The organism is Saccharomonospora glauca K62 (genome assembly GCF_000243395.2).
GTDB classification, from domain to species: Bacteria; Actinomycetota; Actinomycetes; order Mycobacteriales; family Pseudonocardiaceae; genus Saccharomonospora; species Saccharomonospora glauca.
Genome location: NZ_CM001484.1, coordinates 4,140,763 through 4,164,882, shown reverse-complemented (window position 1 = coordinate 4,164,882; position 24,120 = coordinate 4,140,763). Strand labels below are relative to the sequence as shown.

Genomic DNA, 24,120 nt, shown 5'->3' with positions numbered 1-24,120 from the left:
GTCAGACGAGCGCGCGGTCTGCTCGTTCGGGCTCGGCCGCGCGCACGGTCGCCTTCCGCCACCACACGATGCCCGCCAGTACGAACGCACAGCCCGCGGCCGTGAGGAACGCGAGTGGCGGGCCGCTGCGCTCCACCAGGTGGCCGCTCACCGACTGCCCCAGCGCGAGGCCCAGCGTGACGGCCGTGAGCACCCAGCCGAACGCCTCGGCGGCCACGTTCTTCGGCGCGACGAGTTCGATGGTCATCGAATGGCTCGTGGACTGGGGCGTGATCAGGGCGCCCGCCACGAGCATCGCCGAGGCCAGGCCCCACAGCGTCGACGGCCATGCGAGCAACGCGACCCCGGCCCCGAAGAGCGCGAGCAGGACGGGCAACCGCAGTTCCAGGGACCTGGGCCAGGGGCGGAGGCTGAACAGGATCCCGAAGATCACCGAGCTCACCGACCACACCGACAGCAGGACGCCGCCCATCGCGGTGTTGCCGGCCTCGGTGGCGGCCGCCGGGACGGCGACCTCGACGAAGCCGATGACCATGCCGAAGCCCAGGGCGGCGAGGGCGAGCGTGCGCATGCCGGGGCTGGCCAACGCTCCCAGTAGGGTCGTGTCGGTCCGGGCCGCCGGAGGCCAGGCCCGGACCGCGGGGCTGAGCGCGAACAGGACCGCGCCGAGGATCATGCACGAGGCCGCGAGCACCATGCCGGTGCCGGGCCACGGGGCGGCGATGAGCGCGCCGGCGAGGCCGGGCCCGAGGATGAAGAAGACCTCCATGCTGATGGCCTCGTACGAGTAGGCGGCGGTAAGGGCGGGGCCCGACGGCAGCAGCCTGCCCCACAACGCTCGTGAGGCGGAGCCACAGGAGGGTTCGAAGACGCCGATACCGATGGCGAGCACCACCAGCACCGGAGTGCTCACGTGCGCTTCGATGGCCAAGGTCAGAGCCGCCACGGTGATTCCGAACAGCGCGGCTACGACGAGCAACGGTCGAGTGGGCCCGAATCGGTCCATGAGTCTGCCTTGAGCCACCGAGCCCACGGCGACGCCGACGAGCGTGCTGGCGGAGACCAGGCCCGCCGTGGCGTACGTGCCGGTCTCGTGCTGCACGTAGAGCAGCTCGGCGATACCGACCATGGCCACGGGAAGTCGGGCCAGCAGTGACGCGATGATGGGGAGGCGAGCCTGCCGGGTGCTCAGAGCCAGCCGGTAGTCGGCGAGTGTCGTGCGACCGGACTCAGCAGAGTGGGACACGCGTACCAGTATGCCTCAAGGATTGGTACGGAGGTACCACTATTTTCCCTCGAAACTTGCAAGGATCGACTCGAAAGAGGTGTAAAGCGCCCACTGCTGGGTACGTAGGTATCGAAACGGTAACGGTGTTGAGGATGTCGGCATCAAATCCGAGTTCCGGGCGTCTTTGAGGGTGAACGTACTTGAACCAGTGGGGTGGGGCCATGGGACCCTATCGGGGAGGCCCCCGCAGCTGGATTATCGAAGACGTGGACTTCGTCGACGCGGCACCGCCAAGGGGTCGTGCGGCGGTCGACAACTAGAGACTCCCTCCGGGTTTCGGGTCGGGGCCTACAACCGGAGGGCGGGGAGCGCGGTCTGTCGGGGGACGGCCCGCGCATAACGGACAAGGGGCCGGATGAGTGCCACGTCGGGGGTGGCGCCCGGCCCCTTGTTCCGTATCAATTTCTTCGACGCGCTCATCGGCCTCCCCGTTGAGGCACGGACCAGCGTTTTCGTTCAGCGAGCCCGGCGAGCCAGTCGCTCCGGGTCGAGGATCAACACACTCTTGCCTTCCAGGCGCAGCCAGCCGCGGTGCGCGAAGTCGGCGAGGGCCTTGTTGACGGTCTCTCGCGACGCGCCGACGTACTGGGCGATCTCCTCCTGCGTCAGGTCGTGGGTGACCCGCAGCAGGCCGGCCTCCTGGCTGCCGAAGCGCTGGGCGAGCTGCAGCAGCGCCCGCGCCACTCGGCCCGGAACGTCGGTGAAGATCAGCTCGGCGACCATGTTGTTGGTGCGCCGGAGCCGACGCGCGACGACGCGGAGGAGCTGCTCGGCGATCTCCGGTCGCGTCGAGATCCACTGTCGCAATGCCGGGCGATCCATCGTGACCGCGCTCACTTCGGTGACCGTGGTCGCGGTCGACGTGCGCGGGCCGGGGTCGAAGATCGACAGCTCACCGAACATGTCGGACGGGCCCATGATCTGGAAGAGGTTCTCCCGACCGTCGGCCGACTTGCGGCCGATCTTCACCTTGCCCGACTTGATGATGTAGAGCTTGTCCCCCGGCTCGCCCTCGTTGAAGATCACGTGGCCACGGGGAAATTCCACTGTCTCCAGAGTCTGCGCGAGCGCCTCGGCTGCCGCCGGTTCCACACCCTGGAAGATGCCCGCGCGGGCCAGGGTCTCGTCCACCTCGTGCCTCCTTTGGTAGCGACAGTCGCCTCCACGCGAGGGGCGACATGTCGCCGATCACTACATGCAGTGTAGGGCGTGCTTCCGAGATCGCCCCCCGCTCGGCCCTCGATCGGCAACCTGCTACTGGTGAGTACGAGTGTCGCGAACCCATCGCATTCGCTCGAATACTCCCTGTTGAAGGGCCCGGCGGAGGATCTCGTCCGACCGAACAGCCTAACTCCGGAGGCTACGTTGCTTTCCCTTGGCCGCCCTTCCGGCCAGCCGACGCAACCGGAACAACTCCAGCGCACGGCCGATTCCGTGCCCGTAAAGAGCCCTGACTTCGTCCGGGCGAGCCTGCTCCAGGAACTCCTCGACGTCCTCCCCGCGCACGGACACGTGACGCAGTCGGTGTTCGACTCGTTCCATACCGAGCGCGAAGAGCATCACCACGACAGGTACCGCGATCACGAACCAGACGGTCATATCACTCCTGATCCCTAGCTCATCCGGGCTCGGTCGTCGGTCCACCACCGGTGAGCCGACGTCAGCGAAGGAGGTGGCTTCCTGCCCCGACGGCGCACGTAGGCTAGCGGGGTGTCGTCAACCGTCGGTAACGCCCCCCGAAAGGGGCGTGCAGTCGCTGATCAGAGCCGGTTGTCGTTGGTCAGACGCGCGCGGCGTATGAAACGTTGCCTCGATGTGGCCTACCCAAACGCACACTGCGAACTGAACTTCTCGACGCCACTGGAGCTGCTGGTGGCCGTCATACTGTCCGCGCAGTGCACCGACGAGAGGGTGAACCAGGTCACCCCCGCCCTGTTCGCCCGTTACCGGACCGCGGCCGACTACGCGGGAGCCGACCGTACCGAGTTGGAGGAACTGATCCGCCCCACCGGGTTCTTCCGCAACAAGGCGACCTCCCTGATGGGGCTCGGCGCCGCCCTCGTGGAACGGCACGGCGGCGAGGTGCCCGGCAAGCTCGACGACCTCGTGAAGCTCCCAGGGGTGGGACGCAAGACGGCCAACGTGGTGCTCGGCGAGGCGTTCGGGGTTCCGGGCATCACTGTGGACACGCACTTCGGCCGGCTCGTGCGACGCTGGGGCTGGACCGACAGCGAGGACCCGGTGAAGGTCGAGCACGAGATCGGCTCGCTGTTCCCGCGCAAGGACTGGACCCTGCTGTCACATCGCGTGATCTTCCACGGACGCCGGGTGTGTCACGCGCGCAAGCCCGCGTGCGGCGCGTGCCCGTTGGCCAAGGACTGCCCGTCCTTCGGTGCGGGGCCCACCGAGTTCGACGTCGCGGCGAAGCTCGTGAAGGGAGCCGAGCGCGATCACCTGTTGGAGCTGGTGACACGATCTTGACGAGGGCGACGAAGTGGGCACTGGCCGTGGGTGCGCTGGCACTCGCGTTGATCGTCGCGCTGCTGCCCAGGTCGGAGAGCGTTCCACCGGAGCCCGAGACCGATCTCGGGCCCGCCAGGGAGCGGGCGGCGCTCGCGGCGTGTGTTCCGGACGAAGGCGGCGAAGCCGAGGAGTTCGCCGGGGTGGAGGTCCACTGTCTCGGCGACGGCTCGCGGGTGCGGTTCGCCGACGCACTGGGGGACGGACCGACGCTCGTGAACGTGTGGGCCACGTGGTGTGAACCCTGCCGGGAGGAGCTGCCGTTGCTCGCGGAGTACGCCGCCCGGCCGGAGGCCGTCCGCGTCGTGACGGTGCAGGTGCAGAGTTCACAGGAGGACGGCCTTCGACTGCTCGCCGATCTCGGGGTACGGTTGCCCGCGCTCCATGACGGCGAGGGCGCCACGGGCCCGGTACGCAAGGCGCTGCGGGTGCCCGCCGGCCTGCCGGCCTCGTACGTCGTCGAGGACGGCGAGGCGCGGCTCGTGACCAAGCCTCGCCTGTTCACGTCGATCGACGAGATCGTGAACGCGGTGGAGGGAACGCGATGAGCGGACCGTTGGTGCCGGTGACCGAGGCACCGGACTTCCTCCGCCCGCTCGTCGAGGCGAGCGCGAAGGTGGACTCGACCACGTTCACGCGTATCACCGTCCCACCGCGCACCGATGCTCGGCGAGCCTCGGTGCTCATGTTGTTCGGCGAGAAGACCGACGGACCCGACGTCCTGCTGCTGCGGAGGGCCGACACGCTCGGCTCCCACGCGGGTCAGGTGGCCTTCCCCGGCGGCGGGGCCGAGGACGGCGAGGGGCCGGTGGCGACCGCGCTTCGAGAGGCGGAGGAGGAGACCGGGGTGGAGCCCGCCGGGGTGCGCCCCGTCGCCGTGTTCCCCGAGCTGTACGTGCCCGTGTCGAAGTTCGCGGTCACGCCGGTGCTCGCGCACTGGCACTCGCCGTCACCCGTGAGGCCCGTCGACCCGGCGGAGACCGCGGCCGTGGCGAGAGTGCCGATCTCGGAACTCGCCGACCCCGCCAACCGTTTCTCGGTCCGGCTGAGGAGTTCGGGCTGGCGCGGCCCCGCCTTCACCGTCCGGGGCCTGTTCGTCTGGGGTTTCACGGCCGGTCTGCTGTCGACGTTGCTGGACCTCGGTGGTTGGGCCGAGGAGTGGGACCGCGACGATGTGCGGGAACTCGACGTGGCACTGGCCGAACACGAGGCGCGCGTGGCCGGCCGGACCGATGTGACGGGAGAAAGACGGTGAACTGGGTCGACGTGCTGGTGGTCGTACTGGCACTGCTCGCGGCGGTCTCCGGCGCGCGTCAGGGCTTCGTCGTCGCTCTGCCCGCCTTTCTCGGGGTCATCGTGGGCGCGGTGCTCGGCATCCAGCTCGCTCCCCTCGTCGTCGAGATGTTCGACCACCCCGCCGCACGGGTCGGGATCGCGGTCGGCACGGTGGTCTTCCTCGTGGCGCTCGGCGAGACCGTGGGCGTGTACTTCGGCAACAAGCTCAAGCGCAGGATCTCCTCGCCCAAGCTCTCGGGCCTGGACAACGCGCTGGGGGCGGTGGTGCAGGGCGCCGTGGTGTTCGTCGTGGCGTGGTTGATCGCGTTGCCGTTGACGAGCGTCGCCGCCATGCCGGGGCTGACCAGGGCCATCAACAACTCGTCCGTGCTCGGTGGCGTCAACGAAGTGATGCCCGAGGCCGCTCAGGGGCTTCCGGGGGAGTTGCGGCGACTGCTCGACGAGTCCGGGTTCCCCGCAATCCTGGCCCCGTTCCAGGACACGCCCGTGCGGGAGATTGAACCTCCCGACCCGGCACTGCAGGACAGCGAGGTGGTCCGCGGAGTGCGGACCAGCGTGTTGAAGGTGCGGGGCACCGCTCCGAGCTGCTCACGTTCGCTCGAAGGCACTGGGTTCGTCGTCGACGACGAGCGGGTGATGACCAACGCGCACGTCGTCGCGGGCACCGACCGAGTCACCGTGGAGACGGCGTGGGGCAACCTCCCGGCCGAGGTGGTGCACTACGACCCGGCCACCGACCTCGCGGTGCTCGCCGTGCCGGGGCTGCCCGCCCAACCGCTCCCCTTGGCGTCCGAACCCGCCTCCGCGGGAGACGACACCATCGCGCTCGGCTATCCGCTGGACGGCCCGTACACCGCGACACCGACCCGTATCCGCGAACGCATCACGTTGCGCGGTCCCGACATCTACGACTCCGCGACGGTCCAGCGGGACGTCTACACCGTGCGCGGACAGGTGCGCAGCGGCAATTCGGGAGGCCCGCTGATCGATCCGGAAGGTCGGGTCGTCGGGGTGGTGTTCGGTGCCTCGGTGGAGGACCCGGACACCGGGTTCGTGCTCACCGCCGACGAGGTCCGGGACGAGATCGAGCGGGCGGACTCCTTCACCTCGAAGGTCGCGACCGGCTCCTGCACGGCTTGAGCTAAAGCCCGTGCAGGAACTCCGTGAGGAGTTTGGTGGTGCGCGTGGGCGCTTCGAGATGAGGGAAGTGACCCACTTCCGGCAGTGACTCGAACCGGGAATCGGGGCCTCGCCACGGCGCGGAGTCGCGCGCGGTGTCCGGCAGTACGCACGGGTCGTCGGCGCCGTGGATCTGCAGCACCGGCATCGTCACCCTGCCCGCGACGGCCTCGGCGAAGCGGCGGCCGTCGCTTCGGAACTGTGAGCGGAACGCCCACCGGTAGTACTCCAACGCACTGTGGGCGACGCCGGGGACGCGCATGGCGTGCCGGAACCGGCGCGCGGTCTCCTCGAAGTCGGGCTGCCCGCGCCAACCGGCGCCCGACCACGTGCGGAGCAGGCGTTCCACCTCGGCCGCCTCGCTCGCCACGAGCTTGCGTTCGGGCAGCTTGGGGGTCTGGAACCACAACAAGTGGCGCATGGCTTTCGCCTGGCCGGTCCGCTGCCACCAGCTCTTGCGGATCGCCGTTCGCAGGGCGAGCGGATGGGCCCCGCCGAGCACGCTCACCGAGGCGACCACGCGGGGGTGCAGGGCCGCGACCGACCACGCGAGCAGACCGCCCCAGGCGTGCCCCACGAGATGCGCTCGACGTTCCCCGAGCGCCCGCACGAGGCCGGCGACGTCACCGGCCAACGTCCAGCCGTCGTAGCCACGCGGTGGTTTGTCGGAGTCCCCGTAACCGCGCAGGTCCATCGCGATGACACGGAACCCCGCGGCGGAGAGGGTGCGCAACTGGTGGTGCCAGGCCCACCAGAACTCGCCGAAGCCGTGCAGCAACAGAACGGCCGGCCCGGACCCGAGTTCGGCGACGTGCAGGCGGATGCCGTTGGCGGACACGTCGCGATGTGTCCACGGGCCCGGATGACGCACGGTCGAAGGATCGGGAGTGGACAAGGTGTGGACTCGCGATGTTCGTCAGTGCGCCGCCGCGGAGTCGGTCTCCTCCGCGGCGGACGGCCGCCGGTGCCGCAGCACCTCGGCGGTGTCTTTCAGGCTGTCGATCGAACGCTGCGGTTTCCGCACACGCTTCCACTTCCGCAGGCCGAGATAGGCCGCGAACCCGGCCGTCAGCAGCATCAGCAGGAAGACGATGCCGAACCCGGCCCAGCGCGGAAGCCACACGGAGATCAGCTCGCCGAGGAAGAAAAAGAAGAAGAACGAGCTGTACAGCGCGATCACGCCGGCGACGACGAAGAACAGGCTTCCCTTGAACGCCTTCTTCACTTCACCGACGGCCTCGGACTTGATCAGTTCGACCTCGGCTCTGACCAGCGTGGACACATGCTGGGCCGCGTCCTTCACCAGCGAGCCGATGGAGGCGTCCTGTGCTGTTCCGTCGTCGGAGGACAGCGGGAGGTAGGGCACCGCGGGGCCACCACCCGTGTTGTCCCCCGAAAGGTTCCTGGGGCTGCTCACGCGCCTCATCGTGCCACGTGATCAATCTCGGGGCGCGTCGGGCGCGCCGCGACGCGCCTACCCGAGCGCCACACCCGACCCGAAGCCCACGGCGTACGTCACGATCATCGTCAGTGCGCCCACCCCGACGTTGCGGGCCGCGGCTCGACCCGGAGGTGCCTGCCCGAGCCGGGCGCTCACCCACCCGGTGAGGGCCAGGGCGACCACGACCGCGCACGCCGTGGCCGGCACCCTCGCCGTCGGGGGGAAGAACAGGATCGCCAACAGGGGCAGCAAGGCCCCCGCGGTGAACGCGATCAGCGACGCCCATGCGGCTTGCCACGGCTTGGTGAGTTGTTCGGGGTCGATGCCCAGTTCGGCCTCGGCGTGAGCGCGCAGCGCGTCCTTCTCGGTGAGTTCTCGTGCCACCTCGGCCGCGAGTCGCGGTGACAGGCCCTTCGCCTCGTAGAGCTGCGCGAGTTCGCGTTCCTCCTCCTCGGGCATCGTGCGCAGTTCGTGGCGTTCGAGACTCAGCAGCGCGCGTTCGGTGTCGCGTTGGGTCGACACCGAGACGTACTCACCGCCCGCCATCGAGAGCGCGCCGGCCACCACACCGGCGACCCCGGCGAAGAGGATGGCGCGCTGGTCCGTGGTCGCGCCGGCGACCCCCACCACCAATCCCGCAGTGGACACGATGCCGTCGTTCGCCCCCAGTACGCCCGCCCGCAACCAGTTGAGCTTGCCGCCCACGTCCGAGGTGTGCGGTTCGTTCGTGTGGGACTGCTTCGAGGTGTCGGACACCGCTCCATGACAACCCGGGTGTCGATCCCCCGGCAAGACGACGGGGAGGGGACGAACGCGACGTCCCCTCCCCGTCGGTGGGATGTCCCCGTCAGCGCTGCAGTTCGGCCAGCGCCTGCTTGGCCTGCTCCAGTTCGGCTTCGAGCTGAGCGACCTTGGCCCGCTGTTGTTCGCGAGCCTCGTTGATCACCTGGTCGATGGGTGCGGACAGCTCCTCGTGGAGTTCCCTAGCCGCTCGGGACACGGCGGAGGCGGGGATGCCCAGCCCCTTGGCGACCCACTTGCTCCCGTGCTTGAGCTCGGCCTGCCATTCACCGTCGGCGGTGCCGGTGACGGTGAGAGTGAGCACGACGGTCCGCGTCTTGCGGGCGCTGCTTTTGGTCTTGGCCCGCTGCGGCTTGGCCGCCTCCGACTGGGACTGTTCGGGCTGTTCCTGCTGGTCTCGCTGCTCCGGAGCGGCCCCCTGCTCGCCTTCGTGGCTCACCGGGGTGTCGTCCCGTTCCTGGGTCGCGGAAGCAGCGTCAACGGTCATCGTCAGTGTCGTCTCCTACAGAAGCGGGTTGTCCTGCGATGAGGATCCTGCATTCGCAGGATAGAACGTGCGTTCGACTGTTCACCCGGAGGGGTTCGTCGGCGAGCGAACGGGAAAAGCGATTGCGAATATGCGTCGAGGTTGCGTCCGTGACCACATCGAGACCTTTATGAAATGTAGGCCTCGTCCCTTCGCGGGAGCGTCGCGTTACAGCTATGTACACGAAAGGATGAAACGCGGCGGAATACTGGTAGCGCACTGAAGTTTCCCGTCTCTCGGGGTCCATTTTCCGGGTGGTCAAAGGATCGCGAGAGCCGTGTCCGTTAGCTTTGAAAACAACTCTCCGTAGTTGACTTCCATGATCATTGGGTGGGTGACTTCCCTTGTGGGGTCCCGGATCGCTCTCCGGTGTCATGCCACTGTGGACTGTCGGTCACCGTTATTGCAGGATTTCGGCCCTTTCCCGGTTCCGAAGAAGGGGTGCTGACGAATCGGTGGGCCTGGTTCGTGGAGGGAAATCGGGCTTTGCTTGAATATCGACCACTCGCCCAGTTGATCTATTCCTCCAGGGGCTGCGATAAATGGAAAGAACCGATACTTCCCGAGGCCGGCCGGCAGGTCCGGTCGGTCGTAGACGGTCCTCGCGCAGGATGTTGGCGGTCGCGGCCGCCGCGACACTGACATTGTTGGCTTCCGCCTGTGGCGGCGACGCGCAAAAGACGGCCGAGGCCGCCGACGGTGAACAGCAGCAGATCGCCTCGTTGCCGGAAGCGACCACGTACGGGAAGCTCCCGAACGCACCCATGGACCCCGACCCGAGCGCCCCGACCGAGGGGGAGGTCCTCCACCCGACCCGTGAATTGACGGTGCACGACGCGGTCGACGGCAAGCCGATCGCGAGACTGCCCGTCAAGCAGATCTCCTCGCCGACGTGGGTGCCCGTCATCAAGCGTGAGGGCGACTGGGCTCAGATCCTGTTGCCCACACGGCCGAACGGCGCGACCGGCTGGATCGACACGTCCGGTGACGCGGTCGAGTCGGCTCGGAACGACTTCGTGGTCAACGTCGATCTGGAGTCGTTCCACCTGGAGATCCTCGAAAACGGCGAGAAGATCGGCGAGTGGACGGTCGGGATCGGAGAGCCCGACTCACCGACGCCGCAGGGCCGTGCCTACATCCTCGCCTCCATCGAGGAGACCGTGAACGACTACAGCCCGATCGTTCTGCCGTTGAGCTACCACTCGAACTCGCACGAGAGCTACGGCGGTGGCCCCGGCACGGTCGGAATCCACACGTGGCCGGACGACAGCTTCGTCGGCAAGGCCAACAGCGACGGGTGCATCCGGGTCACCAAGGATGCCCTCGACGCGCTCTCCAAACTCCCGCTCGGAACGATCGTCAACATCGTCTGACGGTCGGCGGGCTTCTCCACGCAGTAACAACGCAGTACGTCCCTACCGACTCAAGAAAGGCACTTCCTTGTCGAAGAAGAGAACAGTCGCTCTCGGTGCCGGTGTGCTGTCCGCGCTCGTCGCGGGCGGTGTCGCGTTCGCCCCGGCGGCGGGCGCGACGCCGGAGGACTCGGCCTACGCGCTCTCCGCGGACGGCCTTGTCAACATCATCAAGGTGCCGCACGTGGTGGGTGAGGGCAAGAACCACCTCGTGCACACCGACCTGCCCTCCGGTGCCGAGCGCATCCTGCACGCCGGGGTGTTCAACTCGGCGGTCGACGAGGGCTACGCCAAGGCCAGCACCACGGACGTCGAGCTGGGTGTGCCCGGACTCCCGGTGATCTCCGTCGGCTTGGTCACCGCCGAGTGCGAGGACCTGTCGGGCTCCACCTCCGTGGCCGACCTGAAGATCGGTGGGCAGCAGATCTCGCTCGACGGGATCGGGCCGAACACGGAGCTCATCCCCGAACCGCTGCAGGGGCTCGCCCGGATCACGCTGAACAAGCAGACCGACAACGGTGACGGTTCCCTCACCGTGAGCGCCCTGTCGCTGGACCTGCTCGACGGTACGCAGACCGTGAACCTGTCGACGGCCACCTGCACGGCCAAGCCCGAGGCGCCCGAGCCGACCGAGCCCGCTGAGCCCCAGGAGCCGAACGAGCCCGCCGCCCCGCCGGCCGAGGACGACGGCGACGACGAGGTCGGTGACCTCCCCGGCGCTACGCCCGACGAGGACGGCAAGGCCCCGGTGCCGGTTCCCCAGCCCGGCCACCTCGACGTGACCGGCTGACCGGACCGACCCGATGCGACCGGTGTCCTCGCCGCCGGTCGACCCACAAGGGCGGCCTCCACCACGAGCAGGGTGGAGGCCGCCCTTGTCCTTTTAGGAGTGACGGATCACTCGTCGCTCGAACGCGACTTCATGCCCTTCGAGATGAGGTCCATCACCGAGCTGTCGGCGAGCGTGGTGACGTCACCGATCTCGCGGTTCTCGGCGACGTCCCGCAGCAGCCGTCGCATGATCTTGCCGGAGCGCGTCTTCGGCAGTTCCGGCACGACCATGATCTGCCTCGGTTTGGCGATCGGGCCGATCTCCTTGGCCACGTGGTCGCGCAGGGCCTTGACGATCTCCGTTCCGTCCGCCTCGTCCTTCGTCGCGCCCTCGCGGAGGATGACGAACGCGACGATGCCCTGACCGGTGGTCGGGTCGGTGGCGCCGACCACCGCGGCCTCGGCCACGGTCGGGTGCGACACCAGCGCCGACTCCACCTCGGTGGTCGAGATACGGTGGCCCGACACGTTCATCACGTCGTCCACACGGCCGAGCAGCCAGATGTCGCCGTCGGCGTCGTACTTCGCGCCGTCGCCGGCGAAGTAGTAGCCCTGCTCGGCGAACCGCGACCAGTAGGTCTCGCGGTAGCGCTCGTCGTCGCCCCAGATGCCGCGCAGCATCGACGGCCACGGCTTGTCGAGCACCAGGTAGCCACCGCCGTTCTTGGGTACCTCGGTGCCGTCGTCGGCGACGACCTTCGCGGAGATACCCGGCAGGGGTCGCTGGGCGGAGCCGGGCTTGGCGTGCGTGACGCCCGGCAACGGCGAGATCATGATCGCGCCCGTCTCGGTCTGCCACCACGTGTCGACCACGGGGCAGCGGTTACCGCCGATGTGCTCGCGGTACCACACCCATGCCTCGGGGTTGATCGGCTCGCCCACCGAGCCCAGAACCCGCAGCGACGACAGGTCGTAGGAGGCTGGGATGTCGGCTCCCCACTTCATGAACGTGCGGATGAGTGTGGGAGCGGTGTAGTAGATCGTGACCTTGTAGTTCTGGATGATCTCCCAGTGCCGACCCTCGTGCGGCGTGTTGGGAGTGCCCTCGTAGACCACCTGCGTGGCGCGGTTGGCCAGCGGTCCGTACACGATGTAGGAGTGCCCGGTGACCCAGCCGATGTCGGCGGTGCACCAGTACACGTCCTCGCCGGGCTTGTGGTCGAACACGACGTGGTGCGTGTAGGCGGCCTGGGTCAGGTAGCCGCCCGAGGTGTGCAGGATGCCCTTCGGCTTCCCCGTTGTACCCGACGTGTACAGAATGAACAGCGGGTGCTCGGAGTCGAATGCCTCGGGTGCGTGCTCGTCGGACTGCGAGTCGACGAGGTCGTGCCACCACACGTCGCGGCCCTCGGTCCACGGCACGTCCTCGCCGGTGCGGCGCACGACCACCACCTTCTGCACCGTGTCCGCGTCGGCCAACGCCTCGTCGACGTTCGCCTTCATCGGCACGGCCTTGCCCCGGCGGTACTGGCCGTCGGAGGTGATCACGACCTTGGCCTCGGCGTCGTCCACGCGGGAGCGCAGTGCGGCGGGGGAGAACCCGCCGAACACCACGCTGTGCAGCGCGCCGATCCGCGCGCACGCGAGCATCGACACGATGGCCTCGGGGATCATCGGAAGCTGGATGGCGACGCGGTCGTTCGCGCCGACACCGAGCGAGAGGAGGGCGTTGGCGGCCTTGCAGACCTCGCGCCGCAGCTCCGCGTAGGTGATGTCACGGGTGTCTCCCGGCTCGCCGACCCAGTGGATGGCCACCTGGTCGCCGTGGCCGTTCTCGACGTGCCGGTCGACGCAGTTGTAGGCGACGTTCAGCTTGCCGCCGACGAACCACTTCGCAAACGGTGCGTTCGACCAGTCCAACACCTGCGTCCACTTGGTGTCCCAGTGCAGGCGTTCGGCCTGCTTGGCCCAGAACGCTTCCCGGTCGCTGTCGGCATCGGCGTAGAACTGCTCCGTGGCGTTGGCCTTCGCCGCGAACTCCTCGCTCGGAGGGAAGGTTCGGCTCTCGGTCAGCAGGTTGTCGAGTGCCGGTGACTGCTCTGTCATGGTGCCTCCTGAAATGCGAACTTACGGCTCTACGCCCGCGGCGCCGGTAGCGACGTTAGTACCCCATGTCACATGGTTGTAGCCAGTGCGCGACGGCCGACAAGTGTCGAAGGACGAGCGGCTGACGAGCGGCCGACGAGCGCTGCCTATGCTCATGCGACATGAGCGACCCACTCGCACCGCTGATGGAACTCGGCGGTGTCGCCGACGCCGCGAAGCGCGCCCAGGACGCCGTGTTCGCCGTCCACCGGTTACCCGCCAACCTGCGTGGCGGCTCGGCCACTGCGGCGGAGGCGTCGGTGAGGGCCGCGCGGGCGTCCGCCGCACTCGACGGAGCCGATCCGGAACTGCCCGAGGACGGGACGGTGACCGACGCCGTGCTCGCGGGAGCGCTGCGGGTGGCCGAGGCGACCGAGTCGTTGCTGCCGACGTGGCGTCGTGCTCCGCTGCAGGTCCTGGCGCGGATGCACGTGTTGGCCGCGGCGGATCTGACCGACGATCCCGACGCGCTCGGCAGGCCACGGGTGGACGGGGGCAGTGAGGTCGCTCAGCGGTTGGAACTGCTCGCGCAATTCGTCACCGGAGCCACCGCCGTGCCGGGCCCGGTGACGACGGCGGTGGTACACGGCGAGCTGCTCACCCTGCGACCGTTCGGTTCGGCGGACGGCGTACTGGCACGGGCGGCGGCCCGGCTGGCGATGATCGCCACCGGACTCGACCCGAAGGCGTTGACCGTGCCCGAGGTGGCCTGTTTCCGTAGGCAGCGGCGGTACGAGGACGCGGCGCGGGCGTTCGCCTCGGGGGAACCCGACGGCGTACGGGAGTGGCTGCTGTTCTGCTGCGAGGCCTTCGAGGCTGGCGCTCGCGAGGCGAAAAGCATCGCCGACGCGGCGACCCCCTGACGCCCGCACTCGTGTCCGCAGCCTGCGTACGCGTGTCCTCACTTCTCGTACTCGTGTCCGCAGCCTGTGCACGCGTGTCCGCGGTTCCCGGCCGGAGACCGTCTACGACTTCGCCGCCTGCACGGCGTCGAGCGCGACCCTGACGTGCCCACCGGAGTCCCGGAGCGCTTCGCGGGCGCGCTCGGTGTCGACGTCGGCGAGCAACTGCACCAGTGCGACCTTCAGGTCGCCGCCCGACTGAGCGAGCGCCTCGCTGCATTCGGCCTCGCCGAGCCCGGTGGCTTCCCGGAGGATGCGGATCGTGCGGCCCCGCAGCTTCGCGTTGGTGGCCCGCACGCTCACCATGAGGTTCGAGTACGTCCGTCCGAGCCTGACCATCGTGGCGGTGGAGAACGCGGTGAGCACGAGCTTCTGCGCCGTGCCCGCCTTCATCCGGGTCGATCCGGCGATGGCCTCCGGGCCGGTGTTCACGGTGATCAGGACGTCGAGGCCCTCGACCTCGGGCGCCTCCGGGTTGCACGACACGAGCGCCGTGGTGGCGCCCAGCCGCATCGCCTCCCGCAGCGCGCCGATCACGTACGGGGTGCGCCCCGACGCCGTGAGACCGAGCACGAAGTCGCCCTCCGACACGCTCTCGCGCATCTCCGCCGCGCCCGCCTCGGCGTTGTCCTCGGCGTTCTCCACCGCGGCCTGCAACGCCTGCTGGCCACCCGCGTGGTGGGCGATGAACCAGTCGGGCGGAACGTTGTACGTGGGCACGAGTTCGGCGGCGTCGAGCACGGCGAGCCTCCCCGACGTGCCCGCGCCCACGTAGTGCACGCGGTGACCGTTGCTGAGGGAGTCCGTAGCCGCGTCCACCGCTTTCCCGAGCTCCGGCAGCACCTGCCGCACGGCGCCGGGCACGCCGTGGTCCTCGTCGTTGATGACGGCGAGGATGTCGGCGGTCGACATGCGGTCGATGTCGGTCGTGTTCGGGTTGCGTCGCTCCGTGGGCGACTCGACATGCACGACCTGCGGTGGAACGGTCATCTCCAGCCTCACTCTTCTCGACTGGCGGGCGCCGATCGTCGTACGCGCCCGCCCGGTTTACTGCCCCCGCTCGGTGCGCCGCCTTCCGTCGGGGCGGGTACCGAGCCGGTGTCCGTTGACGGCCTCGCGGGTCGCGTCCAGCGCCGTCATCGCTTCGTCGAGATGTCGCTGGGCCACGCCGATGAACAGACAGTCGATCACGGTCAGTTGCGCGATACGGCTCGCGGTGGCGCCGGAGCGGAAGGTGGTCTCGCGGGCGGCCGTGGTCAACACGTGATCGGCGACCGAGGTGATGGGCGAACGCGGGAAGTTGGTGATGGCCACGGTGGTGGCACCGTGTTCCTTGGCCACGCGCAGTGCTTCCACGGTGTCGGTGGTGGCGCCCGAGTGGGAGATGGCGAGCGCGACGTCTCCCTCACCCAGCACGGCGGCGGAGGTGAGCATGATGTGCGTGTCGGACCACGCGAAGCACACCCGGCCGATGCGGTGCATCTTCTGCTGCAGGTCGGCGGCCACGAAAGCGCTCGCTCCGACGCCGTAGACGTCGACCCGGCCCGCGTTGGCGACGAGTTCGGTGACGCGGGTCAGCTCGGCGACGTCGAGTTGTTCGGTGGTCTCCTCGACGGCTCGCGCGTCGGCGAAGCCCACCTTGCTCACCACGGTGGCCAGGTCGTCGTCGGCGGTGATGTCGCCGCCGAGGTCGCGCGAGGACCTCGCCTCGGTTCGCGCCGTGTCGGCGGCCAGCGCGATACGGAGCTGGGGATAGCCGCCGACGCCGATGGCCTTGCAGAACCGCGTGACGGTGGTTTCGCTGGTCTTGGCGGCCAGAGCGACCTCGGTGATGCTTCGCCGGGCGACCGACGAGGGATCGTCGAGGACGACCTTGGCGACGCGTTGTTCGGCCCGTGCCAGACCCGGCAGTAACGAGCGGATGCGCACCAGGGGGCTCGTCTCGTGCTCCGCCTCCGGTGAGGCCTCCTTCGTGGCCGAGGCCTCTTTCGTGGGAAACTTACTAACACCAGGCATATATGACAAGGTTACTCGTACCTTCCCGAGTGATCGCAACCCGAACGAACAGACGACGGACTGCGGGCTTGGATGCCCGAAAATTCGCTGTTCAGGACGTTCGCGTTAACCCGGAATGGCTAACGAGTTGGCAACTATCAGCGATCGGTCCAGGTGAATCCCCGTGGCTTCAGCTGTTCGGGGTGCCGTTCCCCGTCCAGTATCGTTCCCCGCACCCCGGTCACCCGGATACCGTCCACCATCACGCCGCGGGCGGTGTAGCTCGCGTCCGTAGTGAATCGCCAACGAAGCGTCACCTCGTCGGCTTCCGGAGTCTTCGCGTGCACTCGCCACCACACGCGGTGGGCGGTCCCCGAGAGCCCGTCCACCACCTTGTGCGGCGCTCCCGCGCCGTGGGCCCGCATTTGCAGCGTCGACCAGCTCTGACCTCCGTCCGTGGAGGCCTCCAGCACCAATTTGTCGCTCGCCTCGCTGCTGACGAACGCGGAGAACGACACGCTCGCCTCGTGGCCGTGCGTGTCCAGCGCCGGCGTCGTCAACGTCGTGGTGGTGTCGTCTCCGGGCGAGCTGGACCAGGCCCACGAGCCGTGCGCGGGTTTGACGGCCAGCGCGCGGGCGAGCCCCGTGGCCCACGCCTGGCGAGCCGGGTTGACCGACCCCCACTCCCGTGACGGATGCACGCGGTTGGTCAGCAACACCGCGATCGACCTCGACTGCCGGTCGACCACCAGGGACGTGCCGGTGTAACCGGTGTGGCCCGCCGTCGACGGCGAGGTCAGCCCGCCCATGTACCAGATCTGGTCGAGCTCGAACCCGAGGCCGTGGGAGTCCTCGGGGAATTCGACGTTGTAGTTCGTGAACATGCGCAGCACGGTGCTCGGGCGCAGGATGCGCTCGCCGCCGTAGGTGCCGCCGTTCAACAGCGCCTGCGCGAGCACGCTCAGGTCACCGGCGGTGGAGAACAGGCCCGCGTGTCCGGCCACGCCGCCCAGCGACCAGGCGTTCTCGTCATGGACCTGGCCCCGGATCATGCCGCGCGGAGGGGTCTCCTGGTACTCCGTGGCCGCGATGCGGTCGAGTTTCTCGGCGGGCGGGTTGAACTCCGTGTCGGTCATGCCCAGCGGTCGGGTGATCCGTTCGGCGATCACCTTGTCGAGCGGATCACCGGTCACGCGTTCGACGAGCACGCCGAGGGTGATGAGGTTCAGGTCCGAGTAGGTGTACGTGGTACCGGGCTCGGCCTGCGGCGCGACCTCCATGACGGCCTTGATGCGCGACTCCTTGTCGGGCCAGTCGTGCCACAAGGGCAGGGAGGGTTCGAGACCGGAGGTGTGCGTGAGCAGCTGCTCGACGGTGATCTCCTGCTTGCCGTTGACCCCGAACTCGGGCAGGTAGGTCGCCACCGGCTCGCCGAGGTCCACCTCGCCGCGCTCCACGAGCTGCATCACCGCGATGGAGGTGAAGAGCTTCGTCACCGACGCGATGTCGAAGATCGTGTCCTCGCGCATCGGCACCTGTTCCTCGGCAGGCAGTTCGGTGCCTTGTCCGTCCGCGTAGCGCACGGCACTGCCCACGGTGAAGGTGTCCACGATCTTGCCGTCGTGGGCGAGCAGTCCCACCGCTCCCGCGAAGAGCGGGTGTCCGTCCACGTAGTCGGACTCCGCCATGCGGGCCAGTAGCCGCCTCGACTCCCGGATGGGGGCGGGGTCGAGCCCGATGTCCTCGGGGGCAGCGGGTTTCAGGACGGTCGAGGCGGGGGCGAAGCCCCGCTGCGGTTGGTCGAACCGGCCCGAGCTTGCCGTCATTGTGGCCATCGCGGTCGCTCCCGTCAGCACCAGGACCGCGACGAGGGTCGCGATCCTCGACACTGTGGCTTTCGCGCGCATCGCGTCGCTTCACCTCACCTTGTCACGGCGTGGGGACGCCGTTGCCAGAACTCACCGGTAGAGCAGGTAGGGCTGCCGCTTCCGGCGGAAGTCAGCGAGTTCCTCCCGCCACGACGCCACGATGTCGTCGGTCGTCGCTCCCGCGTCCACCATCGTGCGGAATCGGTCGGAGCCGGTCAGATTGTCGATGAAGTTGTCCTCGCGCCAACCGAAGATGTCGGGATAGAGCCGCTTGGCGGTCACGATGAGATCGACACCGGTACGGATGGGGTCGAAGCGGTGCGGGTCCGTGACGGTCACTTGGAGTCCGCCACACGTCTCGCCCGTGAACTTGCCGAACGTCGGCACGTAGTAGCACTCCCGGAACACCACGCCGGGCAGGTCGTGGGAGGAGACCTCCTCGTGCCAACGCCAGTCGACCCCCGGCGCACCGAGAATCTCGAACGGGCGGGTCGTGCCCCGGCCTTCCGAGAACACCGTGCCCTCGAACAGGCAGGTGCCGGGGTAGACATGGGCGGTGTCCGGCGTCGGCATGTTCGGTGACGGCGGTGTCCACAGCAGTCCGGTCTCGGAGAACACCTGCTTGCGCCGCCAGTCCTGCACGGTGACGACGTCGAGGCCCGTGAGCTGGCCGACGTCGTCGGGCAGGAACTCGGCGGCGAAGAACCGCGCCAGCTCGCCCACCGTCATGCCGTGCTGCTGCACGATCGGCTTGAGGCCGACGCCGGAGCTGTACTCCGGGTCGAGCATCGGTCCGTGGGCTTCCCCGCCGATGGGGTTCGGGCGGTCGAGGACGAGGAACTCGGCGCCGACCCGCGCCGAGGCCACCATCGCCCGGTACATCGACCAGATGTAGGTGTAGAAGCGGGCGCCCACGTCGGCGATGTCGAACACCACCATGTCGACGTCGGCCTTGCGCAGCAGCTCCGTGAGCTTGTCGGTGTCGACCCCGTAGATGTCGTACACGGGCACGCCCGTGCGTGGATCGGTGTAGTCGCCTTCGGAACCACCTGCCTGCGCGCTGCCACGGAAGCCGTGTTCGGGCCCGAAGACGGCCTTCGGGGTGACCCCGGCTCGCACGAGGGAGTCGACGATGTGCACCTGGTCGGCCAGGACCCCGGTGGGGTTGGAGAGCACCCCCACCCGACGGCCGGCGAGCCGTCGCCAGCCGTCCGCGGCGAGCCGGTCGGCGCCTGTCCTCACCCGAGCCCCACCGCGCGCCGGGCCGTCCGCGGGAGCGGCAGCGGCCGAGGTCGCGGCGGTGACGAGCAGAGAGCCCGTGAGCGCGGTGGTGGACAGAAATCTGCGCCTGTTGACGGTCATGCTGTCTCTTTCCGACATCGGGTCGAGGTCACCATGTCAGCCCGTGGCCGAACGGGTACAGAGTCTGCTCGGGGTCGGACCCGTTGGGAACGGTGACGGGGAGTTTGCCCTCGGGAGAGCGTTCCCCCGTGAGTACCTTCGCCAACGAGGTCATAGTCACGTCACGCCAGTCGTAGGTCGCGAGCCAGGTGGGCATGTCGACGTAGCCGGGGTCGTACGGTTCTTGAACGGCGACCGCGATCACCGGCGTGTCGGTGCTGGTCAGCCGCTCAACAAGCTGACGTTGGGCCTCACCGGTCCGCAAGCCGTTGGTGATCACGATCACGACGTCGGCGGTCTCCGCGGCGGCTGTGACCTCGTCGATCGTCGCCGAGTCCGGCGCGGTGCCGGTGGAGACGGCCTCGACCTCGGCATCGGTGCGCTCGGCCAGCGCTCGGGCCAACGCCTCGACGGGCTCCGCCGCGTAGCCGGGGTAGTCCGGCCGGTTCCAGCCGGTGACCAGCACCTTCCCGGTCCCGGAGGACAGCGGAAGCAGACCGGCGTCGTCGCGCAGGAGGGTGGTCGAGCGGTCGGTGACGCGCTGCACCGCCTCGCGGTTCTTCTCGGTACCCACCACGTTGTCGATCCGGTGCTCGTTGACCAGCGGGTGCGCGACGATGCCGCGTTCGTACTTGAGCTTCAGGATGCGCAGGACACTTTCGTCGATGCGCTGCTCGGTGAGCCTGCCGCTGCGCACGGCCTCCAGCACACCGTCGATGGCGGCGTCCAGATCCGGCGGCATGAGCATCTGGTCGACACCCGCTTCGAGCGCGCGAACGGGGATCTCGGAGTCGGGGTACATCTCGCGGACACCCGCCATGCCGAGGGAGTCGGTGACGACCACGCCGTTGTAACCCAGTTCCTCACGCAGCAGGCCGGTCATGATCGGCTTGGAGAGCGTGGCGGGGTCTCCCGATGGGTCGAGGCTGGGGACCGAGATGTGCGCGGTCATGATCGCGTCGATGCCCGCCTCGACGGCCGCGCGGAATGGCGGGAGGTCGTGGGTGCGCCAGTCCTCCTCGCTGCGGTCGATCACGGGAAGGCCGACGTGGCTGTCGTCCTTCGCGTCGCCGTGGCCGGGGAAGTGCTTCGCCGCGGCCGACACCCGTTTCGCGGCCGGTCCCGAGTTCTCGTAGCCGTCCACCTGCGCGGCGACGAACTGTCCCGCCAGCTCGGCGTCGGACGAGAACGAACGGGAGCCGATCACCGGGTTCAGCGGGTTGGAGTTGACGTCCGCCACGGGCGCGAAATCCTGGGTGATGCCCATCGCGCGCAGCTCGGCCGCGCTGATCGCCGCCGCCGTGCGCGCGCCCTCGACGTCACGCGAGGCCCCCAGGGCCATGGCGCTCGGGTATTCGGTGACGTGCTCGGCGATGCGAGTGACCCGGCCACCCTCCTGGTCCACGCCGATGATCAGCGGAACCCGTGGTTCGTCGCCGAGGGCGGCGCGCTGCAGCCCGTTCGACAGCCGCGCCACCTGCCGGGGCGTGTCGATGTTGTCGGTACCGCTGTGGTTGAAGTAGATGACGCCGCCGACGTGGTACTTCCGCACCACCTCGGCGGGCGTGTCCACGCCGTACTTCTCCCGGTTCCCCGGATGGGCCTCGTCGGCCGAGAGCCCCCAGACGTCGGCCACGAACAACTGGCCGACCTTCTGCTCCAGCGTCATCGCCCGCAGGGTTCGCTCCGGCCAGTTCCGGCCTCCCTGGTGACCGGATGAGGCCTGAGCGTCGGTCGGAGCGGAGGACTGCTGGGTTTGTGCTGCCGCCACACCGGTGGTCACGGTGAGTAAGCCTACGAGTGTGGCTGTGGCACGGACCTTCCAAGGTCGGGCGCGGCGAGTGGTCACGAGGCCTCCAGAAGATGCGGACGTGCGGGTGTGGAAAGTCCACCCGTACGAGCGAGCAACCGGAAAGCTACTCACCGAAACGTGACGGGTCAACGACCGAACGTTGCAACGGCCTCGCGGCGCGGAACACGCAGAGTGACGCCCGTCGGTTGCTGCGCCGACGGGCGTCACGTGATCGCATGGAGCGGTCGGGTGACCAAGCGTGCGTATCGCGTCGTCACTTCTCGGGGACTCGGCGTGCGGCGTCCCGCTACGCAGTCCCTCGACGACAGGCCTCTCGCGGCGTGCTGCGCGTGGGTGCCCGACGTCCATGCACGGACGTTTCACCGGGGTGGACCAGGCTTCTCCTCCGCCTGATCCCTGGCCGGAGAACCTCCGCACTTCCTTTGTAGCCAGTGATGGAGGTCACTTCAAGGTGTGCGCGTGGCACGACGTGGCCGGTCCGGAAGGAGGGGCTCCACGGACGAGGACTCAGTCCCGTGACGGTGATTCCTTGTGCCTGGATTCCTTGTTCCTGCGCCGCGAAAGGCCGAACAGGGTCGCCCCCGCCGCCACGGCGCTCACCCCGAGGCCCACCGCGACGGCCGTGGTCGTCGCGGACGACGGGATACGCGTGCGCGGGGACACGGGATTGGTGAACGTGTGGACGGGCCAGCCGCGTTCCTGCGCGATTCGCCGCAGGGCCTTGTCCGGGTTCACCACGTGTGGGTGGCCGACCACTTCGAGCAGTGGGAGGTCGGTGCTCGAATCCGTGTAGGCGTGACATTCGGCGAGGTCGTAGCCGTGCTCGGCGGCCAGCCGGCGCGCGGCGACCGCTTTGTACTCCCCGTAGCAGTAGAAGTCGAGTTGGCCCGAGTAGCGGCCGTCCACGATCTTCATTCGACTGCCCATGCTGTGGGTGACGCCCAACATGTCGGCGATCGGTCGCACGACTTCCTCGCCGGTGGCCGACAGGACGATGACGTCCCGGCCCTCGGCCTTGTGCCGTTCGATGAGTTCGGTGGCCTCGGCGTAGACCAACGGCGCCACGACGTCGTGCAGCGTCTCGTTCACGATGGCCTTGACCTGAGCGGCGTCCCAGCCCGCGCACATGCGGGAGATCTCGGCACGCAACCGCTCGGTCCGGTCCGCGTCCGCGCCGGAGAGGGCGAACACCAACTGGGCGTAGGCGCTTTTCAGCGCCGCCCGGCGATTGATCAGGCCCTGCCGCAGGAACGGCTTGCTGAAGGCCAGCGCGCTGGACGAGGCGATGATCGTCTTGTCGAGGTCGAAGAACGCCGCCGAGGTGGTCGGTGCGGGGCGAGGCTCGGTGTTGTCGTCGGGTGCGGGCACAGCACCACGATATTGGGAATCGCGGAAGGGCGTCGGCGCGGACGAGGCGGAGCGGGCGGACTGTGGCGCGTCACTCGTCGTCCGGGCTCGTCCCGATGGCCGTTCGCCGGGTTACAGTGGAAGTACCCGGCATGAGTCCGGGGTCAGTTCAGTCCGACCCCCCGGGACTGAACGTCGGCGGCCCTCGCTCCTCCCCCTGGCGGGGGCCGCCTCCCGCCGGTTGTCCACAAGGTTGTCCACAGCGCGGTAGTTGTCCACAGCGTCCGTGAGCGAGGTTGTCTTCGGACGCGGCCCGGCGTGACGGTGGTGTTCGCAACCGTCGACGCTGGGGGCCGAGATGACCGACAACCGTCCACTCGTGGTCGTTTCCGACGAGACCGTGCGCGAGCACGTCGTCCGACTCGCGGCAGCGGTGGGGTGCGAACCCGACCAGGCGCGGGAGATCTCCGCCGTGCGAGCGCGGTGGACGGAGGCGCCGCTCGTGCTGCTCGACCGGGTGCCCGACGTCGGCGGGTTACCCCGCCGCTCGAACGTGCTCCTGGTGCGCACCGAGGCCCCCACGCAGGCGGAATGGAAAGCCGCGGTGTCGTTGGGCGTCGACGGGGTCGCCATCCTGCCCGCAGACGAAGAACTCGTGGTCACCTCGCTCGCCGACGTCGTCGAACGCCCCAGCGCCCGCGAGGGCAGGGTCCTCGCCGTGGTGGGCGGACGCGGAGGAGCCGGGGCGTCGGTGTTGGCGGCGAGCGTGGCGGTGACGGCGGCGCGTTCCGGGGAGGCGGTACTGCTCGTCGACTGCGATCCCCTCGGTGGCGGGATCGACCTGGTGCTCGGCACCGAGGCGGACGAGGGCCTGCGCTGGCCCGATCTCCGAATGCCCGCGGGCCGCGTGGCGATGAGTGAACTCGATGCCGCCTTGCCAACACGACGTCGAGGCCGAGGCCGGTTGTCCGTCCTGTCGTGCGGTCGTACGGGGCCGGGCCCCACCGACGTCGCCCTCGCCGCGGTGGTGGACGCCGGCAGGAGGGCGGGGCGCACGGTGGTGTGCGACGTGCCCCGGTATCCGGACGGCGCGGCCGACGAGGTGCTCCATCGCGCCGACCTCACGGTGCTCGTGGTCTCGGCCGACGTCCACGGCTGTGTCGCGGCGGCCCGTGTGCGTCGTCGACTGAGCGAACGAACCTCCCGCATCGGGATCGCCGTTCGGAGTCGCGTGGGGAACGGCCTTTCGGAGGCCGACGTCGCGGAAGCCCTGGGGGCGCCGGTACTTGCTTGGGTGGGCCACGACAACGCGGTCGGCCGAATACTGGACAGCGGATCGTTCCGGCCGACCCGGCGGCTCCGAAAAGCAGCACGGACGATTCTGGCCACTCTCGCGTGTTAGGGGCGGGAACCAC

The 24,120-nt window shown here is 68.8% G+C and carries 22 protein-coding genes; 8 read left to right on the top strand and 14 right to left on the bottom strand.

Annotated features, from left to right (window positions below):
* Position 1 precedes the first annotated feature (1 nt).
* The 3 genes from SACGLDRAFT_RS19405 to SACGLDRAFT_RS19395 all read right to left on the bottom strand — a co-directional run bounded on the left by SACGLDRAFT_RS19405 (position 2) and on the right by SACGLDRAFT_RS19395 (position 2,887).
* A complete protein-coding gene (locus SACGLDRAFT_RS19405; RefSeq protein WP_005466690.1) occupies positions 2 to 1,246 on the bottom strand; it encodes an MFS transporter in 1,245 nt (414 codons plus the stop codon).
* 498 nt (positions 1,247 to 1,744) lie between these two features.
* Positions 1,745 to 2,419 carry a Crp/Fnr family transcriptional regulator gene (locus tag SACGLDRAFT_RS19400; RefSeq protein ID WP_005441764.1) on the bottom strand — a complete coding sequence of 225 codons (675 nt, stop codon included), beginning with the start codon at positions 2,417 to 2,419 and terminating at the stop codon, positions 1,745 to 1,747.
* A 216-nt stretch (positions 2,420 to 2,635) separates the two neighbouring features.
* Positions 2,636 to 2,887 carry a hypothetical protein gene (locus SACGLDRAFT_RS19395; RefSeq protein ID WP_005466688.1) on the bottom strand — a complete coding sequence of 84 codons (252 nt, stop codon included), beginning with the start codon at positions 2,885 to 2,887 and terminating at the stop codon, positions 2,636 to 2,638.
* 198 nt (positions 2,888 to 3,085) lie between these two features.
* Here SACGLDRAFT_RS19395 and nth point away from each other — a divergent pair, with 198 nt between their 5' ends.
* Genes nth through SACGLDRAFT_RS19375 form a run of 4 tightly spaced genes read left to right on the top strand, consistent with a single transcriptional unit; the run spans position 3,086 to position 6,244 of the window.
* Complete coding sequence (gene nth, locus SACGLDRAFT_RS19390; RefSeq protein WP_005466687.1) at positions 3,086 to 3,769, top strand: endonuclease III; 684 nt, start codon at positions 3,086 to 3,088, stop codon at positions 3,767 to 3,769.
* Positions 3,766 to 4,356: a TlpA family protein disulfide reductase gene (locus tag SACGLDRAFT_RS19385; RefSeq protein WP_005466686.1), complete on the top strand. Its 591-nt coding sequence runs from the start codon at positions 3,766 to 3,768 to the stop codon at positions 4,354 to 4,356. The genes nth and SACGLDRAFT_RS19385 overlap by 4 nt, the downstream gene beginning before the upstream one ends.
* A complete protein-coding gene (locus tag SACGLDRAFT_RS19380) occupies positions 4,353 to 5,063 on the top strand; it encodes an NUDIX hydrolase (RefSeq protein WP_005466685.1) in 711 nt (236 codons plus the stop codon). The genes SACGLDRAFT_RS19385 and SACGLDRAFT_RS19380 overlap by 4 nt, the downstream gene beginning before the upstream one ends.
* On the top strand, positions 5,060 to 6,244 hold the full coding sequence (locus SACGLDRAFT_RS19375; RefSeq protein ID WP_005466684.1) for a MarP family serine protease: 1,185 nt from the start codon (positions 5,060 to 5,062) through the stop codon (positions 6,242 to 6,244). The genes SACGLDRAFT_RS19380 and SACGLDRAFT_RS19375 overlap by 4 nt, the downstream gene beginning before the upstream one ends.
* Position 6,245: 1 nt before the next feature.
* Here the strand turns inward: SACGLDRAFT_RS19375 and SACGLDRAFT_RS19370 are convergent, their stop codons facing one another.
* The 4 genes from SACGLDRAFT_RS19370 to SACGLDRAFT_RS19355 form a co-directional block, all read right to left on the bottom strand.
* The gene (locus tag SACGLDRAFT_RS19370; RefSeq protein WP_005466683.1) at positions 6,246 to 7,178 is read right to left on the bottom strand and encodes an alpha/beta fold hydrolase; all 933 of its coding nucleotides are present in this window, start codon (positions 7,176 to 7,178) and stop codon (positions 6,246 to 6,248) included.
* A gap of 21 nt (positions 7,179 to 7,199) precedes the next feature.
* Positions 7,200 to 7,709 (bottom strand): phage holin family protein, encoded by a 510-nt coding sequence (locus SACGLDRAFT_RS19365; protein ID WP_005466680.1) that lies wholly within the window; start codon positions 7,707 to 7,709, stop codon positions 7,200 to 7,202.
* Positions 7,710 to 7,757: 48 nt separating this feature from the next.
* Positions 7,758 to 8,480, bottom strand: coding sequence for a VIT1/CCC1 transporter family protein (locus tag SACGLDRAFT_RS19360; protein WP_005466679.1), 723 nt, complete (start codon positions 8,478 to 8,480; stop codon positions 7,758 to 7,760).
* Between the two features lie 91 nt (positions 8,481 to 8,571).
* Positions 8,572 to 9,012 (bottom strand): DUF6319 family protein, encoded by a 441-nt coding sequence (locus SACGLDRAFT_RS19355; protein ID WP_005466677.1) that lies wholly within the window; start codon positions 9,010 to 9,012, stop codon positions 8,572 to 8,574.
* A 650-nt stretch (positions 9,013 to 9,662) separates the two neighbouring features.
* Between SACGLDRAFT_RS19355 and SACGLDRAFT_RS19350 the strand changes: the two genes are divergently transcribed.
* A complete protein-coding gene (locus SACGLDRAFT_RS19350) occupies positions 9,663 to 10,424 on the top strand; it encodes a L,D-transpeptidase family protein (RefSeq protein WP_005466676.1) in 762 nt (253 codons plus the stop codon).
* A 67-nt stretch (positions 10,425 to 10,491) separates the two neighbouring features.
* A complete protein-coding gene (locus tag SACGLDRAFT_RS19345; RefSeq protein ID WP_005466675.1) occupies positions 10,492 to 11,253 on the top strand; it encodes a choice-of-anchor P family protein in 762 nt (253 codons plus the stop codon).
* A gap of 107 nt (positions 11,254 to 11,360) precedes the next feature.
* On the opposite strand, the gene acs is transcribed toward SACGLDRAFT_RS19345, so the two are convergent.
* Positions 11,361 to 13,340, bottom strand: coding sequence for an acetate--CoA ligase (acs, locus tag SACGLDRAFT_RS19340; RefSeq protein WP_005466674.1), 1,980 nt, complete (start codon positions 13,338 to 13,340; stop codon positions 11,361 to 11,363).
* Between the two features lie 161 nt (positions 13,341 to 13,501).
* Here acs and SACGLDRAFT_RS19335 point away from each other — a divergent pair, with 161 nt between their 5' ends.
* Positions 13,502 to 14,242, top strand: coding sequence for a Fic family protein (locus tag SACGLDRAFT_RS19335; protein ID WP_005466673.1), 741 nt, complete (start codon positions 13,502 to 13,504; stop codon positions 14,240 to 14,242).
* 102 nt (positions 14,243 to 14,344) lie between these two features.
* Here the strand turns inward: SACGLDRAFT_RS19335 and murQ are convergent, their stop codons facing one another.
* From murQ to SACGLDRAFT_RS19305, 6 genes are all read right to left on the bottom strand, one after another.
* On the bottom strand, positions 14,345 to 15,271 hold the full coding sequence (gene murQ, locus SACGLDRAFT_RS19330; protein ID WP_005466670.1) for an N-acetylmuramic acid 6-phosphate etherase: 927 nt from the start codon (positions 15,269 to 15,271) through the stop codon (positions 14,345 to 14,347).
* A gap of 57 nt (positions 15,272 to 15,328) precedes the next feature.
* Entirely contained in the window at positions 15,329 to 16,297 is a 969-nt protein-coding gene (locus SACGLDRAFT_RS19325; protein WP_005466669.1) for a MurR/RpiR family transcriptional regulator, read from the bottom strand.
* 137 nt (positions 16,298 to 16,434) lie between these two features.
* Positions 16,435 to 18,183, bottom strand: coding sequence for a serine hydrolase domain-containing protein (locus SACGLDRAFT_RS19320; RefSeq protein ID WP_005466668.1), 1,749 nt, complete (start codon positions 18,181 to 18,183; stop codon positions 16,435 to 16,437).
* A gap of 51 nt (positions 18,184 to 18,234) precedes the next feature.
* Positions 18,235 to 19,506 carry an exo-beta-N-acetylmuramidase NamZ family protein gene (locus SACGLDRAFT_RS19315; RefSeq protein WP_005466667.1) on the bottom strand — a complete coding sequence of 424 codons (1,272 nt, stop codon included), beginning with the start codon at positions 19,504 to 19,506 and terminating at the stop codon, positions 18,235 to 18,237.
* A gap of 28 nt (positions 19,507 to 19,534) precedes the next feature.
* On the bottom strand, positions 19,535 to 21,394 hold the full coding sequence (locus tag SACGLDRAFT_RS19310; RefSeq protein WP_005466666.1) for a glycoside hydrolase family 3 protein: 1,860 nt from the start codon (positions 21,392 to 21,394) through the stop codon (positions 19,535 to 19,537).
* Between the two features lie 471 nt (positions 21,395 to 21,865).
* A complete protein-coding gene (locus tag SACGLDRAFT_RS19305) occupies positions 21,866 to 22,726 on the bottom strand; it encodes an HAD family hydrolase (protein ID WP_005466665.1) in 861 nt (286 codons plus the stop codon).
* A 337-nt stretch (positions 22,727 to 23,063) separates the two neighbouring features.
* Here SACGLDRAFT_RS19305 and ssd point away from each other — a divergent pair, with 337 nt between their 5' ends.
* Positions 23,064 to 24,107, top strand: coding sequence for a septum site-determining protein Ssd (ssd, locus tag SACGLDRAFT_RS19300; RefSeq protein WP_005466664.1), 1,044 nt, complete (start codon positions 23,064 to 23,066; stop codon positions 24,105 to 24,107).
* The last annotated feature ends 13 nt before the right edge of the window (positions 24,108 to 24,120 follow it).

What these genes read in the sequence shown, in the direction of transcription:
- SACGLDRAFT_RS19395 (WP_005466688.1), bottom strand. Translation starts at nt 2,887, where the DNA reads ATGACCGTCTGGTTCGTGATCGCGGTACCTGTCGTGGTGATGCTCTTC.
- nth (WP_005466687.1), top strand. Translation starts at nt 3,086, where the DNA reads ATGAAACGTTGCCTCGATGTGGCCTACCCAAACGCACACTGCGAACTG.
- SACGLDRAFT_RS19380 (WP_005466685.1), top strand. Translation starts at nt 4,353, where the DNA reads ATGAGCGGACCGTTGGTGCCGGTGACCGAGGCACCGGACTTCCTCCGC.
- SACGLDRAFT_RS19365 (WP_005466680.1), bottom strand. Translation starts at nt 7,709, where the DNA reads ATGAGGCGCGTGAGCAGCCCCAGGAACCTTTCGGGGGACAACACGGGT.
- SACGLDRAFT_RS19355 (WP_005466677.1), bottom strand. Translation starts at nt 9,012, where the DNA reads ATGACCGTTGACGCTGCTTCCGCGACCCAGGAACGGGACGACACCCCG.
- SACGLDRAFT_RS19350 (WP_005466676.1), top strand. Translation starts at nt 9,663, where the DNA reads ATGTTGGCGGTCGCGGCCGCCGCGACACTGACATTGTTGGCTTCCGCC.
- acs (WP_005466674.1), bottom strand. Translation starts at nt 13,340, where the DNA reads ATGACAGAGCAGTCACCGGCACTCGACAACCTGCTGACCGAGAGCCGA.
- SACGLDRAFT_RS19335 (WP_005466673.1), top strand. Translation starts at nt 13,502, where the DNA reads ATGAGCGACCCACTCGCACCGCTGATGGAACTCGGCGGTGTCGCCGAC.
- murQ (WP_005466670.1), bottom strand. Translation starts at nt 15,271, where the DNA reads ATGACCGTTCCACCGCAGGTCGTGCATGTCGAGTCGCCCACGGAGCGA.
- SACGLDRAFT_RS19325 (WP_005466669.1), bottom strand. Translation starts at nt 16,297, where the DNA reads ATGCCTGGTGTTAGTAAGTTTCCCACGAAAGAGGCCTCGGCCACGAAG.
- SACGLDRAFT_RS19320 (WP_005466668.1), bottom strand. Translation starts at nt 18,183, where the DNA reads ATGCGCGCGAAAGCCACAGTGTCGAGGATCGCGACCCTCGTCGCGGTC.
- SACGLDRAFT_RS19315 (WP_005466667.1), bottom strand. Translation starts at nt 19,506, where the DNA reads ATGACCGTCAACAGGCGCAGATTTCTGTCCACCACCGCGCTCACGGGC.
- ssd (WP_005466664.1), top strand. Translation starts at nt 23,064, where the DNA reads ATGACCGACAACCGTCCACTCGTGGTCGTTTCCGACGAGACCGTGCGC.